We start from the raw sequence: 18825 nt of genomic DNA on the forward strand, positions 1-18825 counted from the left end.
ATCCTGCCTTGTCAAACGCTTTCTATTCGATTGATAATAGCGCCTTGGCATAAAAGGCGATTAAGTAAAATTACCCAATCGCACAAAGAACCCATCGCGAAAACCGCAACGAATATGAACACGACAAAAGTTTGGTACGTAACCGGAGCGTCTCAGGGATTAGGATTGAGTCTGGTGAAAAAATTACTGACAAGCGGCTACAAAGTAGCCGCAACCTCTCGCACCCTTAATGTCCTGCTACAAGCCGTTGGCATACAGGACGAAGCTTATTTCCTGCCATTGGCCGTTGATCTGACGAATGCAGACTCGATCCGGCAGTCGATTCAGCAAACCACAGCTATTTTTGGCCGGATCGATGTAGTTGTCAATAATGCAGGGTACGGCATGAGTGGATCCGTTGAGGATATTAGCGACCAGGATGTTCGTACTATCTTTTCCATCAATGTACTGGCAACGATTCAGGTGACGAAAGCCGTGTTGCCGCTGATGCGCCATCAGCGATCCGGCTATGTCATCAATATCGCTTCCGTCGCCGGTTTTGCAGGCGCTCCTGGCTGGTCGATCTATTCCGCTACTAAAGCAGCAGTAATCGCTTTTTCAGAAGTACTGGCCGCTGATGTGAGGGAATTTGGAATTAATGTGACTGTTGCCGAACCCTCTGGCTTTCGCACGGGCTTTCTGACCAAAGAGTCACTCGTGCTTGCCGAAAGTTCGTTAGACGACTACAAAGCTATTAAAAACACGCAGGATCGTTACCTGGCCATGAATGGTCAACAAGCCGGAGATCCCGAAAAAGCCGCTGCGCTATTTATCGAACTCGCTGAGCATCCGGAGCCTCCCCTACACCTGTTTATGGGTGTCGATGCATTTAATCGAGCCAGCGAAAAAATTAGCGACTTATCTGCTGAGCTAACCGTATGGAAAGACCTATCATTTGCTGTCGATTTCCAATCCTGATGAATTTACTGGTTTTTATCATCTCGGGTATTGCCGTGGGTATGCTGATTCCGCTTATACCTGTTTATACTGCCGTATTGAATCGTTTCACCGGTGGCTTGTATAACTCGGCTCCCATCATTTTTGGCATTGGGTTAGTCCTGACGATCGGGCTAAAAGTGCTTTTAACCAGGGAGGTTATCTGGCCTGTGCAAGTTGTCAAGGCGCCCTGGTATTCGTTTATGGGTGGTGCAATTTTAGCTATCTACTTGCTATTGACTCCGTTGTTATTGCCTCGTTTAGGGGTTGGGTTAACCATCAGCTTAATTGTTTTTGGTCAATTACTCATGGCTGTATTGATTGATCACGTTGGTCTGTTTGGCAACGATACATTCCCGCTCAATTGGCCTCGGGCTGGTGGCCTTCTTCTTATTGCAATTGGTGTTTGGTTGTTAAAGAAATAAGTCGCCTTATGTTTAAGCCTTTCACTGTGAGAAGCGTATTACGGTTACTAATGATCACTAAGAACCGTGGCACGCTTCTCAGTGAAAGGCCTAAATTGATTGGTATAAATTCGACAGAAATGGATTCCATTCAAATTGATTTCTGTCAATAACAAGTCAAAAAACCATGACAAAGACAGCTTTAATCCGCTTTGACCATTGGGAATCATCATCCTGAAGCGAATTATTGATAGCTATAATCCGTATGCGAACCGAACGAAGTAAGCTGATGCTCCGAAAAGGTTAACTGGATGGTTAGACCGCCCTGGCTGATGATCGATAACTGCCCGCCCAATTGGTCACTGAAGCCCTGGATCAAAGTCATGCCCAACGACTGACTCCGGCTGGGGTCAAAGTCAGGGGGTAAGCCCACTCCATCATCCTGAATGGTTAGCTCATACCTGTGCTCGCCTATCCGCAGAAACCCTAAACTAACCCGCCCTGTGCGTCCACCCGGAAAGGCATACTTGAGGGAGTTGGTGATAGCCTCATTGATGATCAACCCCAAAGGCACCGCCTGGATGACATCCAGCTCGATTGGCTCCACCTGGACCGCAAACCCAATCGGTTGGGGCAGTTCATACGACTCCTGCAGGTAAGCTACCACCTCCTGGATATACTCGGCGATGGGGATACGGGCGATGCCCTGGGCCTGGTAGAGCTTCTGGTGGATCAGGGCCATGGCCTGCACCCGATGCTGGCTCTGCTGGATGGCCGACAGGGCCGCATTATCGGAGAGATAGCTAGCCTGGGAGTTCAACAGGCTCATCACCACCTGGAGGTTGTTTTTGACCCGGTGGTGGATCTCCTTCATCAGCCGTTCTTTCTCGGCCAACAGCCGCTGCAAGTCCTGGTTCTTGTGGTGGATCTGGTTTTGCTGGGTATGCAGCACCTGCTGGTGGGCCTGCAGTTCCTGGTGTTGGGCCTGTAGCTGGTGTTGTTGAGCCTGAAGTAGTTCATGTTGTTGCTGCAACTGCTGGTTGCTGCGCTTTTTCAGGCGGAATCGGTTGTAGGTTAGCCCCAGCAGCAACAGGAGTAGGAAGGCTCCCAGGCCAATCGAGTTGCGCACTAGCCGGTCTTGCTGGAGTTGCTGATTTTGGAGTTGCTGTTGCTGGGAGAGGACCTGAATGCGTTGGTTTTGCAGGCGGAGGTCTTTGTCTTTCTGTTCGGTCTCGTACTGGGTTCTGAGTTCTTCGAACTGACGGTTTTTGGTCTGGTTGAAGAGGGAGTCGTTGATGGCGGTCGCCAGTTGGAAGTGTTGGAGGGCGGAGCGGAGGTTTCCCTGGGCGGAGTCAATCTGATAGAGTGCCCGATGAATGCTGACTGCTTCATCAGGGAATCGGCCATGCTGGCTTGCCGTCAGGGCTTTTTGGAAGAAATGTCGGGCCAGTTCATAGCGTTTGGTGAGCCAGTAAACCTCGCCAAGCTTCTTGTTGAAATCGGTCACACCTCCAATGTTTGTGCTTTTTTCGAAAAATGGCAATAAGTGTTTATACAATCGTTCTGCCAGTTCATACTGGCCTAAAACAACGTAGCTTTGGGCCAGGAAGTAAGTTAAAGGAACACTTTGATGGTCGGGATCGTGACGGGCCAGCTCAATAATGGTTAACGCCTGTTGGCGGGCTTGAGAGAGCTGCTGGTTTTCCTGGTATAGAATCATCAGTTTGCTGCGATACCCTGCTATTCGGTTGATAGACTCATTATCCTCATGGAAACCGAATAAGCGAAGTAGTCTATGTACATAGTTAATGGCTCTAGCATCGTCACCTAATCGCTCATACATTTCAGCCAAATTGCCATTAATATCTAATTGGTATAATAGGTTTTTGCTATGTTCAGCCAGTCGTAAGCTTTGTAGATAGGCTTGTAGGGCTAGTTGGAAGTTACCCATCTTATGATGAAGAAACCCAATTTGCTCCAGGGTGTAATAAATGGTAGTATCACCGTAGGATTGCTGAATGGCTAAGGCCTCCATAACGAATGGGAGTGCCATTTTCACCCCAACGTGTACTCGAACTATGTCGGCCAGATCTTGCAGTACTTTGGCTGTCCTCGGTTTATCGCCTACCTGCTTATAAGCCTTCAGCGTCTGCTGGTAGTAATCGAAAGTCCTGGTGGAATCATAGCGTTCACCGAAACTAAAACACTTTGCTTGCAGATAGAGTCCATCCGCTTTCCAACGAAGTCGATGTACTCCTATACTCAACCTCACTACCTGCTGGGCATAGCCAATGGCACTATCCAACAGAAAATGGATTTCACGTAACGTAGAATGACTTCTACTTCTTCGGCCTTCCTTATAGTGATCGTAGTATTGTTGACCGATTTGCAGCAGTAATCGTGTTCGGTTCGTGTCTGCTGGCGCATGCACCAGCCGCCCTTTCAGGCTATCAATTTGATCCTTGGCCTGAGACCAGGCTCTGTTAGGTTTTAAAGCAGTGACTACAATCACGGCGATAAAAACGACACGGTAAAGGCTCATGGCACATCAGCTTGTTTCGGAGTAGTCAACTTGAAGTTATAGGCAAATTGCTGATTTACAGTCGTGAATTCGCCTGATTAATAACTTTCATTCTGCGTTAAGTTCGGGTTCAAACGCAGGTCCTGCTGTGGAATAGGTAGCCGCAATTTGTTGGGGTCTACTATGCCTAGTATCTGCTGAGCACGGCCGGTTCGAATCAGGTCAAACCAGCGGTGGCCCTCCATGGCTAATTCCACCCGCCGTTCCTGCTCGATAGCGCGGAGTAATTCATTTTGATTCTGAATGGTTAATGTCCCAAGTCCGGCTCGTTGCCGAATTTGGTTAACCAGGGCTAAGCTTTCCGCCAATTCGCCCAGTTGTGCCAAGGCTTCGGCCCGGATCAATAGCACCTCGGCGAAGCGCATCACCGGCACATCATCGTCCTGGGTACTGATGCGGAAGTACTTGATGCCAATACCGGCTGGTATGACCTTGCCATCCAGCAAAATACCACCCGGCGAAATGGACGCGTCTTTTCGTCGGTCACCCGGTTCGTAAGCCGCTTCCAGTGTAGAGCCAATCCCCCGAGGCCCTACTTCATTGCGGCCACCCAGGGCCGTCGAAAAAAACCAAAAGGCTAATCCGTTCGTGCTGGTCGAATTGTACTGGAGCTCCAAAATAGATTCTCCCGTGTTCCTGGTCGCAAACAACAACCGGTAGTCTGTCACCAGTGAGAACAGTTTTCGCTGGATGATGGCTCCACTCAAGGCGGCAGCGGTAGCGTAATCCTGCCGTTGTAACGCTACGCGTGCGCTCAGCGTCTGAGCGGCTGCCTGAGTCGCCCGACCTACTGCCACCTGGGGCAGGTCAGGCGTGGCCTCGCCCAGGTCAGTCTGGATGCGGGCGTACACTTGATCTGCGGGCGCACGGCTAACCAGCAGATTATCGGCTGTTCGGGTAGGAGAGGTAATTAGTGGAACGTCACCCCAGTAGCGAACCAGTTGAAAGTATAGGAGCGCTCGGGCAAACTTAGCCTCGGCGATTAGCTGTTTCTGGTCCGCGAAAGCAGGATCTGCGATTAAGGGTACTTGATCCAGGAGGTTATTGGCCTGGTTAATGCCCTGATACATAGTCTGCCATAAGCCACTAACTGAACCGTTAGCCGCTAAGATGGCGTGGTTTTTGAATTCATTCAGGTCAGTTAAACTGCCGTTGTGGGCCAGATTGTCGGCCAGCAAGTCGGGATAAACCGTGTAGGTTTGGCCGTAACCCGAGGCCAGACTGGCGTATAAGCCCATGATGGCCGCCCGGGCTCCAGCCGGATCAGCGATGGCCTCCTCAGTTGATACGGCCGACTGCGGTGGCTGATCCAGGAATGTTTTACAAGCTCCCAAAGCAACCCAGACGCTCAGCAGTGCTATATATCGAATTATCAGATGAGTTTTCATGCGTTTTTTGATTAAAAGCCCAGTTGAATGCCTACCAGAAACGTACGGGCTTGCGGTATGACAAAAAAGTCGCTGCCTGCTACCAGACTTTGGTCGGTCAGGGTGTTTACCTCGGGATCGTAGCCGGTGTAGTGAGTAAAGGTGAGTAAATTCTGCGCGGTGGCATAAAAGCGAAGCCTGGCTTTCCTGAGCTGACTAATGCGTAAGGTGTAACCAACAGCGAGATTCTTGAGCCGCAAAAACGAACCGTCCTCAATGAATCGATCCGAAATGCGGGTGTTATTGTTGGGATTGCCCTGAGCGGCTCGGGGCATGCTGGTGCTGGGTCGCTCGGGAGTCCAGCGGTTGCGGACACTGGTCCATTGCCCATACTGACTGCTCATACTTTCACCAATTGAACGAGTGTAGTTGTAGATGTCATTTCCGTAGGTAAACTGGAGAAACAGCGAAACGTCAAGTCCCCGAAAGGTTAGTTTGTTGGCCAGCCCACCAAAAAAAGACGGTTGAGCGGACCCAATGACGGTTTGATCCGCCGAAGTAATGCGGCCGTCTCCGTTGAGGTCTTTAAATTGAATATCACCCGGCCGGGTATTCGCTGACTGGTAGAAGGAAGTAGATCCGTATAGGGCCTGGCTGGCCTGATTCAACGCATCAATTTCTGCCTGCGTCTGAAAGATACGGGCTACCTGAGAGCCATAAAAAGCCCCGACGGGTTGCCCCTCCTGCACCCAGTTGGCGTAGCCCACCGAGAAAGGTGTTCCCCCATAGAGCTTCGTAACGGTATTGCGAATAAAGGAGAGATTGAAACTGGTCTGCCACTGCCACTGGCTTTGTGGCCGATTGACGAAGCTGACCTCCAGCTCCACGCCCCGATTTTGTAAGGACCCAATGTTTTCGTTGATTTGAGAAAAGCCGGATGTTAAGGGCAGCTGCCGAGCTTGTAACAGATCGTTGGTTCGACGGATAAAGTAATTGGCCGACAGGCTCAGTCGATTGGCAATCAGAGCTACATCTACCCCCAGATTCAGTTCACGAGTCTTCTCCCAGCTCAGGGCAGGATTAGCCAGTTGTAGTGGCACCAGGCTGGTTTGTTGCAGGTAACTTCTGCCAACGCCAAATAGTCCCAACGCAGGCGTTTGATTCGTAAGTGTCCCCATGTTGGCATTACCCGTCAGGCCATAACTGGCTCTTACTTTCAAAAAGCTAAGCAGGGCGTTCGGTTGCCCTTTTCCGTCATAGAGAACCCAGCCAATTGAACCGACCGGGAAAACACCGTATCGCCGGTCTTGATTAAAGCGCGAAGAGCCATCTGCCCGCAAAGTGGCCGAGATCAGCAGCTTCTCCCGAAAGGCGTATTGCAGCCGGGAGAAAAAAGAAGTGAGTGCCCAGGTAGCACCATCTGAGGAAGCTCCCGTTTTCACCGAACCGGCCGTCAGGCGGGAGATCGAATTGCCCGGAAAGTTTGTCGCCGACGCCGTTAGTGTTTCAAAAGCAGAAGTCTGCCAACCCGCTCCAGCCAGGGCTGTAAAGCTATGGCGCTGGCGCAGGACGGTTGAATAGGTCAATGTGCTTTCCAGCAACCAGTTGAAATTCTGCCGGTAATCTGACCGTCCTGACCCGTTAGCCCGTGAGCCATTCAGGGTAGTGGTGGGGTAGAATACATCTTCTTTTAGCACCAGGTTGTCAACCCCAATATTCGTCCGCCACTGGAGAGCCGGGCTGAAACGATACTCCGCAAATGCCGTTCCTACTACCCGATTCGTGCGGGAATCGAATTGGGTTTCGGTTCCCTCGGCAACCGGATTACTCGCCGACCCCAATGGGTCCAGGGCATAAGAACCATTCGGATTGCGGACCGGAATGTGGCTACCCAGGAACAGAGCTGAGCCGAGAACCCCATTGATAAAATTATCACCGTTGATGCGGTTATTCAGCGCCCGGCTCAACGTCAGACTGGTGCCGAACTGTAGCTTAGGGCTGAACCAGTGATCCAGGTTCAGCCGTACGCTCCCCCGCCGGAAGTCGGAGCCCAGGACAATGCCCTGCTGGCGAAAGTATGTACCTGACAGATAAAAGCGGGTCTGCTGATTCCCTCCCGAGGCCGATAAGGAATACTCCCGGATCGGGGCTGTGCGGAACACCTCCCGTTGCCAGTTGGTCGTGGTAGCATTGGCCGGATCAGGATATTGGGGCGAGAGACCCACGGCGGTACGTTGTTCGTTCAACAAAACTTCCTGCTCTGGTCCTGAGAGCATAGCCAATAGCTTAGGCACGCTCTGAACTCCTTCATAAGCCTTTATGTCCAAAGCCGTAGGCCCACTTTTGCCTCGTTTGGTGGTAATCAGCACCACGCCATTGGATGCGCGGGAACCATAGATAGCTGCTGCCGCAGCGTCTTTCAGGATTTGAATGGAGGCAATGTCCTGAGGGTTCAAGTCACTCAGGGCGTTCAGCGACTGCCCGCCCAGATAAAAACCCGAAAAGTCACCCGTATTAATGGGCATACCATCCACTACGTAGAGTGGCTCCGCAGTGGCGTTGAGTGAATTAGTGCCCCGAATTCGCACTTTGAGGCTGGTGGCGGGTGTTCCCGAACTCTGAGTGACCAGGACCCCGGCTGCTCTACCCTGCAGTGCCTGGTCGGGGCTAAGCAGGGGAACGTCACTGAATTGTTGGGCCGTTATAGAGGATACTGACCCGGTAAGTTCACGCCTGGCCTGACTGCCATAGCCGATGACAATAGCTTCGTCCAGAAACGTGGTAGCTAAGACCAGGTATATGGTCATCGTAGTACGATTTCCGATGGCAACTGCACTAGGTCGTCTACCGACCATGGTTACCAATAACGTATCATAGCCTGGGCTTGCAGTTAGCGAAAAATGCCCATTAGCATCGGTTAGGGCACCTTTGCCTGAACCCTTCAGGACAACGTTGACACCGGCCAGGGGCTGGTTGTCTTCCTGAGTCATTACATTCCCTTTGATTAGCTGCCCTTGAGCAACGAGTTTGACGGACAACAGACAGATAAGTATGATGATGGTAAACGTAAGCCTCATGGTACGACCGGGTTAATACGACTGAGTTAAGTAGCTCCCTAAGTTGTTACGTCAGAAACAACTTAGAGAACCCCGTAAAAGGTACTTTTGAATCGTTTAGGCTTGGACTGTAGGGGGCAATATAGGGTATCAGCGACGATGAAAATGCTGTCAGTATGATGACCAATAACTCTTAAAGCGGGTAGTTATTTACCTGCCGGGTGAAGACGCCTTTTAGAAAAAGTAAGATGTCTTTCCTTTGCGAGTAAAGCTTAAAAAAATCCTTAGTGAATTAGGTATTTTTACTTATAAATCGAACTGATAAACCCACTTCAAATCCATCCGGCTGTATAAATTGCATTAGTATAGAGTTAGAAAAGTAAGGCATATTTTTGAGATGACCAAATCGTAAGCTATTCATTTTGAGAGCTTAACTTGACATATGATCTTATCAAATTAGGTAATTTTAATCCTTCATAGGCTCTTGGCCGGTCATATAGTTCCGAGATTGGGCTGGGGTGATATGAATATCAGCGAAATAGGCCCGTGCCACGGTGGCCTCGTATTCATACTGGATTCTGACTGGATTTTCAGGACAGACCAATTAGTTCATAACCGAACCGGGTGTAGGCAACTTAAGGTCATTATCATCAAATACGATTACCCAGTCTTCTTCGGATGGGGGTGTAATGCCAAACTTATCCCTGGTTTCGGCTACGCCAATTCTTAACGCTTCGCCAGTGCGGGGATTGAACCAGTGCATATTCATCGGCTTCCCCGACATCTTCTTTATATTCAAATAAATTGTCCGATTACCCTTTGGAATGTACATAATGTAGCTGCTGTTGTCGGATGCTTTGGCCGCGCAGATATAATCCAGTTCGCCAAAGGTGCCGCGTCCTGATAAGATCACATCATGCGTTTGATCTGGTACGAGCTTTTCCCATGCTCTGGATTCATAGAGTTTAAAACAAGAAGCCACTTGCTTCATACCCTGAGTGCTCATGAGTGGTTTCCAGTTCTTGAATGAGAGACTGTAGTTGCCAATTTCACCCGAACTGAAGGAAGTACCTTTACAACCGGTCAAAAATCCCTCATACATTTTTCGTCTGATCCACTGCGGATTTTCATTGTCGGCATAATGGGGATTATCATGTTCATAACTTAGATCCAATTGCATGATCATCTTACCTTTGTTGTATTGGGCAAGTTCTGCTTTATACTGCGGGCCTTTTTCCATCAGGATGGATTCCGTCCATACGTACTCCCCATCAATGTCCATCATCGTTCCCAAAACAGGGTGGTCAGTTGACCAGATAACGCCCAGGTTCATATCAAAATGCCCCGACCATAAGTGTTCAGGGTCTTCTGATTTTACACCACGTATCAGGTTATTTTCGTAAGCGAATAATTCACCGTCGGCATTGTTGTCTCCTCCTGCGACCCACATGATATTTTTAGTACGCTTGTAGCGCTTGCCGACGAACTTTCCGTATTGATGCATCTTCAGCGTATCGTTGGTTTTGCTTTTTATTTCATCCCACCAACCCTGTGAAGGATCGGTTCGATAGCCGAGATAAACGGGTAAGGCCATAACGAAAAACCCTTTTTGCTCGGCCAGTTTAAAAAAACGGTCTACATGCTCAAAGTAGAGTTCATCAGGAGTAGAAAAGTCCCATTTAACAGTCAGCGGTGAGATGCCCTGCCAGTAGGGTGGATTGCCGCCCATTTGCGTTGGGGCGTTGCTAAGGACCGAGGTCATTACGGTATTAAATCCTTTCAGTTTAAGGCTATCGAGGAAGGCGGCTTCATCCTTTTCCGAGAGCGCCTGGATTAATCCCCAGGCGGAGAATTCTTTGACCAGAAACGGTTTGTTCTTACTGTCCACCAGGTATCGGTTGTTATCGCTCAGCCGTAACGGAAATGACGCTGTGGTTTGCGCCAAAGCATAGCTTTTGTAAAATAGAATGAGGAGAAGGAGGATCGTTGTTTTCGTGAGTGTCATTTTCAGTGATTTCAAGAAGACTTAGATTACTAATTATCAACAATGAATAGCCAGTCCGTTATCTACTTCGCCGTCAGTACTCAATCAACAGAGAAGTAAACGCCCGAGCCAAAAGACGATTCGTCAGAGGCAAGAAAACGACTGGTTCATCAACTGTATATCATCAAGTAAAAATGGACAAAGTGGGCGGTCGCAAAAGTGGTAAAAATGAGAAGGACGGCTCAAGACAAACTTTCCACTCTAAGCGGAAAATAATTGTAGCGGAAGTGTTTAGGCTTCTGCTACGCATTGGGAATGCGGAATCGACACTTTCACCATGTAGGAGGGCTAGCACATTAATGAGGGATCGCCTGTGCTTGATTCGCCTTTTTGGAAAGTGGGCGAATCGATTTCGTATCAGCACGTAGGGGAATACATATACAAGTGTTGGCATACGTACAATATTTGGTCAAGTCGGCAATAGTGTGAGAAGTGACTACTTCTTATTGTTCCGGTGAGGTGATAGTTGAGCAACCAGTTTCTTTATCAGCACGGCGTAAGACTACCGAAGGGTAAGTGAAAATAGACTGACTATAAACGTTCATTTTAACTTGGAAAAACTTTTTTAAATGTTCTTCGAGGTTATAAAAATGTAGCGATTCTTCTATTTATCTAACTATGATGAATAATAGTGTTTGTTGTAAATTTTTGAAAAATGTAGTAATTCTTATCACCGTTTTAGCCCAATTTACCAGTCGGATAGGTCAATTTAGACCCCGATGAGCACCATTCAGTAAATTCAAAACAGATTGGTTAGTGTGGGGTGTTTTACCCAAAAAGAAAAAACGCCCTCAATTCGCTAGAAGAAGGCGTCTTTTACCGGTATTTGAATACAACCTGAATTGAAAAAAGCAATATCTGCGCTATTCTGTCGAATTAGCTAGTGCGTCAAAATTGGTAAATAAAAAGAATTAATACAACTTTTTGGGTAAATAATAATTTTTAGCCCAAAGCAGAGCCAACTGACGCAAAACAGGCTCAGAATAAATAGCCATAAAGTGCCTGATACTCAGGAAAAGAGTTCGTAGACCGGCCTGAAATAGAATGGCAGCAACAGAATAGCTTGGAATGTAAACGGGATCAATTCAGTTCATACACAACTTTTACAATGGCAGCGGAGCGAAACGTTTGTTGTATCGTTGCCACTGGTCGCATGGGGTCAGCCAAATAATTAGTCATGTAGGGGTTTAATGCTGTTGTGCGAATATTGCCAACAGATTCATTTTCTTCGGCCTCACCGATCCTGACAATACGCTTTATTGAACGCGATATGGCTTTGGCCAGTCGATCGGCTTTTTCTTTTGCATTGGCCACCGCCTGATCAAACAGCCTTAGTTCAATCTCCCGTTGTTTACTGACTGAAAAAACGGTCGATAAATCTGTAAATCCATTGGATGCCAGGTGTTGTTGCACATCGGCATAGCGCTTCAGATCATCGAATTTGACCGAAACTCGCTGATATCCTTTGAATTTTTCGGTTGGTTGCCCCATTCCACCCCCGCCCATTGAATAGTCACGCTCCTTTCGCACCAATAGCTGAAGAATATGCAGGTCTTTGGTCGGCACTTTTAATTCAGTCAACATGGCCACGAGTCGCTCGCGGGCTCCTTTATGTTGTTCGTAGACCAGGGTTATGTCTTTTTCATCCGTATAGGATAAATTGACAGTGAGAGTGGCCTGATCGGCAGGCACTTCTTCTACGGCCTCTCCAAGTACAATTAAATGATTATCTGTCGACTGTGCCCCGGAATTATAAATAGAGCAGAAGCCAAAAACAAGAAACAGCAGGACTGACGTCAGCCTGCAATGAGTAAAGTTACTGGACATGGTCGGTGGGTATTTAGCTTAATTTATCGGTTACAAGTTAACTATTGGGGACTTCTATTGACACAAAGTGCTTCTGATTGAGTGGTAGGTTATCGGCAGTCCATTCAACGTCGTTAACAAAGGCGAATGCCCGAACAGGACAATTGGCAACCCGGCAATAATGGCAGCATTCATTAACACAGGGGTCTGTATGCACAAAAATTTCGACCTCGCCCAGGAAGCCATCCTTAAGCGTATTTTCGAAATGATGTACTTCATCGTGTACCTGATTCAATTCCCAATAATAGGGTAATGTGAGGTGGCAGTCAATATGCAGATCGGCTCCGTATTTCTGCACCCTCAGGTTATGGACATCAATCCAGTTCGAGTCTTTATTGTCGTTTAATAGGGTCACGACGCGGTCGAGTGTAGGCGCGTCGGTTTCATCCATCAGACGAGCCACCGACAAACGGATAAGCTGAAAACCGTTGTAAATAATAACGAACGACAGGAGCAGCGAAAGGGCGCTGTCGATCCAGTGTTTACCCGTCAGAACAACCAGTGCTACACCGACCATAACGGCAATACTACTGAATGTATCCGTCAGTAAATGGCGACCATCGGCGGTTAGAGCTAGTGAGTCGGTTTGTTTCCCCGACCGAATAAGCATCCAGCCCACAAATGCATTGGCAATGGCCGTTAAGCCGATTAGAGCGAAGCCCAGATCGAGATTTGTGAGGACTTTAGGCTCGTAAAAACTAAGAATTGACTGCCAGATTATGACCAGACCAGCCGACAGAATCATTGCGCCCTCGAAGCCCGAAGACAAAAATTCTATTTTCCCATGACCATACGGGTGGTTCTGATCGCGGGGTTGTCCCGCCAGATAAATGCTATAAAAAGCGAACCCGCTGGCTAAAACATTGACGATTGATTCGACCGCATCGCTGAGAATAGCAGTCGAATAGGTCAAAAAATAAGCCGTGAATTTAAGAATCAGCAGGACAATGCTTAGTCCCAGTGAGACGCTCATCCAGCGGTATTTAGTACGTTGAGTGGCGCTCATCAAGTGTTACGGAATGTTGTTAGAAACCACAAAGGTAATATTCGTAGCTGTATTGTTCGTACTTTCGTGTGCATGAACGAGACAGAAAACCCCTGGCAGACGCTGGAATCGTCGGTTAAATACGAAAATCCATGGCTGTCGATCAGACACGAAGACGTCATAACCCCCGCTGGCACACCTGGTATTTATGGGGTAGTTAGTTTTAAAAATAAAGCAGTAGGCGTTATTCCAATCGATGCCGATGGAAATACATATCTGGTTGGCCAGTATCGGTATCCACTAAACGAGTACTCATGGGAGATTCCGGAAGGTGGATCACCATTGGGTACCGATCCACTCGAATCGGCCAAGCGGGAGCTTCGCGAAGAAACGGGGCTCGAAGCCCGTCAGTGGACCAAAATTGCCCGAATCCATACGTCTAATTCGGCGACCGATGAAGAGGGTTTTCTCTATATAGCAGAAGATCTGGTTCAGGGCAATCATGAGCCTGAAGAGACCGAAGAACTGCGTGTCTGGAAACTGCCTTTGGCCGAGGCTGTAGATATGGCAGTGACGAGTCGAATTACCGATTCGCTCAGTGTCAGTGGCCTGTTAATTGTAGCCCGATTGAGAGGAATCTAAACACCAGTTATGGTTTATAGTTTACGGTTTATAGTTTGTGGTGAAATCAGCACCTTTAGCCGAAAATCCATAAACCATAAATAATACACCATAAACCAGACCTTGCTTGTGTTTTTACCTATTCTTTTTGGTTTTTTAGTCGGCGTTGCGCTTTGTTTGACCTTTGGAACAGTGTTTTTTGCCCTGATTCAAAATAGTGTTGACAATGGATTTCGGTCGGGGCTAAAAATAGTTTTCGGGGTTATCACGGGCGATACACTCTTCGTACTGGCTGCACTACTTGGTACGGCATTTATCCCCAAAGTTCAGGGCTTTGAAAATCTGATGGCCATTGTCGGGGTTTTATTCCTAACAGCCATGGGTCTGGTCAATATTTTTAAAGGAACACCCCGGCTGGCGTATCCAAAAACCCGCTTTGGCAATTTTGTTTACTATTTTACTACGGGTTTTTTCCTGAATGCGCTCAATCCGGTCAACTTTGTATCGTGGGTAGCCATTGTGGCCTACATTCGTTCACACCTGCATTACACCATGGCTCAGCAATATGGATTCATGATTGCCGCTCTAGTGGGCGTTTTTGTGACCGAATCAGCACTGGCCTATTATGCTAACCGACTTAAGCGGCTTTTTACCCCTCGAGTCGTATTGATTTTCAACCGTACTACGGGTGTAGTCTTTCTCATTGGAGCTGCAAATATTGCCTATAATCGGCTGCTTGAGCCGTTATCGAAAGCGATGAACTGGTAGGAAACGGGATGATTGAGAAAGGCACTGTCACGAAATAACAGTTCCTGGCCTATGTTAGACGTTCTTCAGAAAACTTTCCCACTCACCAATCAGGTTCTTTTTCAGAACGCGCGGAAACTTGTTCTGACCGCCCATTTTTCCTCTTGATGCCATCCAGCTATAAAAGGTTTTAGCGGGTAATACCGTAACGGTTATTTCTTTTAGGGCGTGCCGACGCTCAACGGCGTAATCATCGTTAAGTTCCTTTAGCTTCGCGTCGATTCGGTCGCGGAGGTCGCTGGCATCTACGCTATCATCAGTACCCACGTACCAGTGATGAGCAAACAAAGTGTCGTGAGAGACGCCCGCAACGGTAAATTCCCGAATGGAAATGCCCATTTCCTGCGAAACCAGCTCAATGGCTTTATTCATATTGTCGACAGATAAATGTTCGCCACACAAACTCAGGAAGTGCTTTGTACGGCCCGTAATGACAATTTCTGACCGCTTTTTACTGACAAACCGGATTGTATCACCAATTAAATAACGCCAGGCTCCCGAACAGGTAGAAATCAACAAAGCGTATTCTTTGCCTTCGTCCACTTCATCGATCATCAGCGTTTGGGGATTCGCAACCAGTTCGCCGTCGGACGTGAAGTTCTGCTCATTGAACGGAATGAATTCAAAAAACAACCCATTGTTGAGCACTAACTGCATGCCTTCGGCATTGGGATGAGTTTGATAGGCGATGAATCCTTCAGAGGCCAGATAGGTTTCTATGTAGGTGATCGGGTGGGCCAGCAGTTTCTCAAAGCCTTTCCGATACGGTTCGAACGAAACCCCGCCGTGGCAGAAAACCATTAGATTCGGCCAGACATCATGAATGGTTTTGGCATTATAGCGGGCGATGATCTTCTCCATCAGCAACTGAATCCAGGCCGGAACACCAACGATATAGCCGATATCCCAACTACCTGCCTGCTCAGTTATTTCATCCAGTTTAAGCGCCCAATCCCGTTCCTGCGCAATCTCCCGGCCGGGTTTGTAGAACCGTTGAAACCAGAACGGGATCTGGCTGGCTGTAATACCGCTCAAATCGCCTTCGAAGTGCCCTTCGCGTGCGTTCAGATTTGTACTGCCGCCCAGCATCAGATAACCTTTTTCGTAAAGCGTTGAGGGAAGGTTCTGATAGCGGCCAAGCGTCAGAATCTGGCGGATACTGGAACGCTGAATGGCTTTAGACATCGATTTGGTCACAGGAATGTATTTCGATGCTGCTTCTGATGTGCCGGAACTGAGCGCAAAATATTTGACGCGCCCTGGCCAGGCTATGTCTTTTTCGCCCGCCAGTGAACGTTTCCACCAGCCGTCGAACATGGAGTTGTAATCATGAATGGGAACGGTCTGTTTGAATTTTTCGTAAAACTCCCGTGGTGTTCCAAACTCAGTCGAACTGAGCAGCTCTTCGAAGTGGTAGGTTGTGCCAAACTCCGTAAACCGTGCTTTGCTGATGAGTTTGCGAAAGGCTTTGCGTTGCTGCTTAAACGCGGTCATTTTTCGCAGCCTGACGGCATTCGTTAACCGAATACCGTTTTTGAGCATACTGCCTAGTAGAGCCATAATGATTGTCCGTTTTCCGTTTTCCGTTTAAAGTTCAGTGGCAAACGCAAAGGCTGTTGATGTCATACCCTTGTTCAGCCAACTATAAACGAAAACTGAAAGCAATTAAAGGTTCCAGTTTTTTAGTTCATCCAACATGCCATATGATGTCAGGTCATAATGACAGGGTACAACAGACGTATAGTTCTGAGAAAGAGCATATTCGTCAGTATCTTCGGCATGAGCGTCGAAATTAACGAAATCCCCCGCCAGCCAGAAATACCGTCGACCGTGTGGGTCGCGCCGTTCATCGAACACTTCCTGCCATTTCGCATTGGCCTGGCGACAGATCCGAATGCCTTTCAAGGGTTCAGCGGCTTTGGCCGGGAAATTGACATTCAGTGCTGTTCCGCGCTGAAGGCCACGTTCCAGCACCATACGGACAATGCTCAGGATATGCTCATGTGCATGCGAAAAATCAGCCTTGCTCGTAAAGTCGCCCAGCGAGAAGCCAATGGCCGGTATCCCTTCGATAGCCGCTTCAATGGCCGCCGACATCGTGCCTGAATACAGAATACTGATCGATGAATTACTGCCATGATTGATACCACTGACAACCAGATCGGGCGAGCGGTCTTTCAGAACATGATGTTTGGCCAGCTTAACGCAGTCGGCCGGAGTGCCCGAACATTCATAGGCCGGAACATCGCCAAAGATATCGGAAGGGTAAAGCCGAATCGGATTAGAAATCGTGATGGCATGCCCCATCCCCGACTGAGGGCTGTTCGGGGCAACCACGACCACCGAACCTACTTGTTTCATCAATTCAACGAGTGTCCGAATGCCATGGGATGTGATGCCATCGTCGTTCGTTATTAAAATCAGGGGCTTTTGCTCGGCCATAAAAAGTCAATAGTCATCAGTCGTCAGTCAATAAATGATTGTTGAAGCAGGATACTCGTTGCCTGCAACGGATGCCTATTGGCTGACTTACTATATTTGTTGCAAAACTACGTAAATACGACTGAACGTGCCGTTTAAACTTCGTACTGCTACTTCCGCCGACATTCCGGCTATTATCCGGCTGCAAGAGCAAATCTGGGAACCGACCTACCGACCTATTTTATCATCGGAGCAAATCGAGTATATGTTTATGACAATATATGCACCTGAAGCGCTTCTGGAACAGATGACTACGCTTGGTCATACGTTTGTGTTGCTCGAAACCGAGAGCGATCAGCAACCGACAGAATTGAAAGGATTTGCCGCTTTTGCGCCTTATGGACCAGATAATAAGATATTCAAACTGCATAAAATTTATGTTTTACCCGCTCAGCAGGGGAGTGGTTTTGGAAAAACGCTGATGACGGAGGTTGAAACCCGATGCCAGTCGTTAGGCGGAGAAGAGCTTCTGCTGAACGTAAATCGGTATAACAAGGCCCGAACGTTCTACGAAAAACAGGGATTTCGGGTATTGTATGAGGAGGATATTGCTATTGGGCCCTATTGGATGAATGATTATGTAATGAGCAAACCTTTGGGCATACAGTCGGCCAGTAACCTCGTTTCAAATGATGTCTGATACACTGGTTTCGGTTGTTGTGCCGCTTTACAACGAAGCCGATAATGTTCGACCGTTGCTGGAACGCATCCGTGAAGCACTCTCGACACTACGCTACGAATTGATTCTGGTCGATGATGGCTCCAGAGATGCTACCGTAACGATTGTTCGGCAGTTTGCTGATAATCGAACGAAATTGATCGTACTGGCCCGGAATTATGGACAAACCACCGCCCTGGCCGCTGGTATCGAAGCCGCAACGGGCGAATATGTCGTGACGCTGGACGGTGATCTGCAAAATGATCCGGCCGATATTCCGGGTATGCTTAAACTGGCGCAGACAGAAAATTGGGATGTAGTAGCCGGTAATCGGGCCAATCGCCAGGATGGATTCCTGCTTCGTAAAATACCCAGCCGCATTGCCAATGCGTTGATTCGCCGGATGACGGGCGTTTACCTGCAGGATTATGGCTGTACGCTCAAAATTTTCCGGCGCGAAGTAGCGCAGAAATTAGGTCTTTATGGCGAACTGCACCGCTTCATACCCGTACTGGCGGCAATGCAGGGAAGCCGAATGACACAAATAGATGTACGGCATCATCCACGGATTCATGGCGTTTCTAAATACGGATTGGGTCGAATCGGGCCCGTGTTGAATGACTTACTGGTTGTGCTGTTTTTACAGCGTTATTTCCGTCGGCCGATGCGTCTGTTTGGGCCAGTAGCTGCCCTTTCTCTTCTATTAGGGGTAGGAGTAAGCCTGTTTTTGCTGGTGCAGAAACTGATTGGTGAGATAAGCAATCTGGCCGGGTGGCTCATACTGATTGCCGTACTGCTGCTGGGTGGACTCAATTTACTGGCCTTTGGCTTTATTGCCGAGACGCAGATGCGGACCTACTTTGAGGCTGGCCATAAACCGACGTATCGAATTCGGGAAGTGATTCAGGGGAAGATCTGTGCCGAATAAGCGTTGCGGTTTCCCAGTCCTTTCTTGAAGGCGTTATAAAATTTCGTGCTGC

14 protein-coding genes are annotated in these 18825 nt (G+C 48.3%); 6 read left to right on the top strand and 8 right to left on the bottom strand.

Features of this window, described 5'->3' with window-relative positions:
- Window positions 1-114: 114 nt before the first annotated feature.
- On the top strand, window positions 115-957 hold the full coding sequence (locus tag GJR95_RS36570) for an SDR family oxidoreductase (protein ID WP_162390565.1): 843 nt from the start codon (window positions 115-117) through the stop codon (window positions 955-957).
- Window positions 957-1400: a DMT family transporter gene (locus GJR95_RS36575; protein WP_162390566.1), complete on the top strand. Its 444-nt coding sequence runs from the start codon at window positions 957-959 to the stop codon at window positions 1398-1400. Before GJR95_RS36570 ends, GJR95_RS36575 begins: the two co-directional genes overlap by 1 nt.
- 223 nt (window positions 1401-1623) lie before the next feature.
- On the opposite strand, the gene GJR95_RS36580 is transcribed toward GJR95_RS36575, so the two are convergent.
- The 6 genes from GJR95_RS36580 to GJR95_RS36605 form a co-directional block, all read right to left on the bottom strand.
- Complete coding sequence (locus tag GJR95_RS36580; RefSeq protein ID WP_162390567.1) at window positions 1624-3921, bottom strand: sensor histidine kinase; 2298 nt, start codon at window positions 3919-3921, stop codon at window positions 1624-1626.
- Window positions 3922-3998: 77 nt separating this feature from the next.
- Window positions 3999-5348: a RagB/SusD family nutrient uptake outer membrane protein gene (locus GJR95_RS36585; RefSeq protein ID WP_162390568.1), complete on the bottom strand. Its 1350-nt coding sequence runs from the start codon at window positions 5346-5348 to the stop codon at window positions 3999-4001.
- A gap of 11 nt (window positions 5349-5359) precedes the next feature.
- On the bottom strand, window positions 5360-8404 hold the full coding sequence (locus GJR95_RS36590) for a SusC/RagA family TonB-linked outer membrane protein (RefSeq protein WP_162390569.1): 3045 nt from the start codon (window positions 8402-8404) through the stop codon (window positions 5360-5362).
- Window positions 8405-8987: 583 nt separating this feature from the next.
- Window positions 8988-10388 carry an apiosidase-like domain-containing protein gene (locus GJR95_RS36595; protein ID WP_162390570.1) on the bottom strand — a complete coding sequence of 467 codons (1401 nt, stop codon included), beginning with the start codon at window positions 10386-10388 and terminating at the stop codon, window positions 8988-8990.
- A gap of 1119 nt (window positions 10389-11507) precedes the next feature.
- Complete coding sequence (locus GJR95_RS36600) at window positions 11508-12254, bottom strand: SIMPL domain-containing protein (protein ID WP_162390571.1); 747 nt, start codon at window positions 12252-12254, stop codon at window positions 11508-11510.
- Between the two features lie 37 nt (window positions 12255-12291).
- Window positions 12292-13299: a cation diffusion facilitator family transporter gene (locus GJR95_RS36605; protein ID WP_162390572.1), complete on the bottom strand. Its 1008-nt coding sequence runs from the start codon at window positions 13297-13299 to the stop codon at window positions 12292-12294.
- Between the two features lie 72 nt (window positions 13300-13371).
- Between GJR95_RS36605 and GJR95_RS36610 the strand changes: the two genes are divergently transcribed.
- Both GJR95_RS36610 and GJR95_RS36615 read left to right on the top strand, forming a co-directional pair.
- Complete coding sequence (locus GJR95_RS36610) at window positions 13372-13920, top strand: NUDIX domain-containing protein (RefSeq protein ID WP_162390573.1); 549 nt, start codon at window positions 13372-13374, stop codon at window positions 13918-13920.
- Between the two features lie 108 nt (window positions 13921-14028).
- Window positions 14029-14667 carry a LysE family translocator gene (locus GJR95_RS36615; protein WP_162390574.1) on the top strand — a complete coding sequence of 213 codons (639 nt, stop codon included), beginning with the start codon at window positions 14029-14031 and terminating at the stop codon, window positions 14665-14667.
- A 54-nt stretch (window positions 14668-14721) separates the two neighbouring features.
- Here GJR95_RS36615 and GJR95_RS36620 read toward each other — a convergent pair whose 3' ends face one another.
- Together GJR95_RS36620 and surE are read right to left on the bottom strand one after the other, a co-directional pair.
- On the bottom strand, window positions 14722-16266 hold the full coding sequence (locus tag GJR95_RS36620) for a GH3 family domain-containing protein (protein WP_162390575.1): 1545 nt from the start codon (window positions 16264-16266) through the stop codon (window positions 14722-14724).
- Window positions 16267-16371: 105 nt separating this feature from the next.
- On the bottom strand, window positions 16372-17148 hold the full coding sequence (gene surE, locus GJR95_RS36625) for a 5'/3'-nucleotidase SurE (RefSeq protein WP_162390576.1): 777 nt from the start codon (window positions 17146-17148) through the stop codon (window positions 16372-16374).
- A gap of 127 nt (window positions 17149-17275) precedes the next feature.
- Here surE and GJR95_RS36630 point away from each other — a divergent pair, with 127 nt between their 5' ends.
- Both GJR95_RS36630 and GJR95_RS36635 read left to right on the top strand, forming a co-directional pair.
- Window positions 17276-17827, top strand: a complete 552-nt coding sequence (locus GJR95_RS36630) for a GNAT family N-acetyltransferase (RefSeq protein WP_162390577.1) — start codon at window positions 17276-17278, stop codon at window positions 17825-17827.
- Window positions 17817-18773: a glycosyltransferase family 2 protein gene (locus GJR95_RS36635; protein ID WP_317167026.1), complete on the top strand. Its 957-nt coding sequence runs from the start codon at window positions 17817-17819 to the stop codon at window positions 18771-18773. Before GJR95_RS36630 ends, GJR95_RS36635 begins: the two co-directional genes overlap by 11 nt.
- The last annotated feature ends 52 nt before the right edge of the window (window positions 18774-18825 follow it).

Source organism: Spirosoma endbachense (assembly GCF_010233585.1).
Lineage (GTDB): Bacteria > Bacteroidota > Bacteroidia > Cytophagales > Spirosomataceae > Spirosoma > Spirosoma endbachense.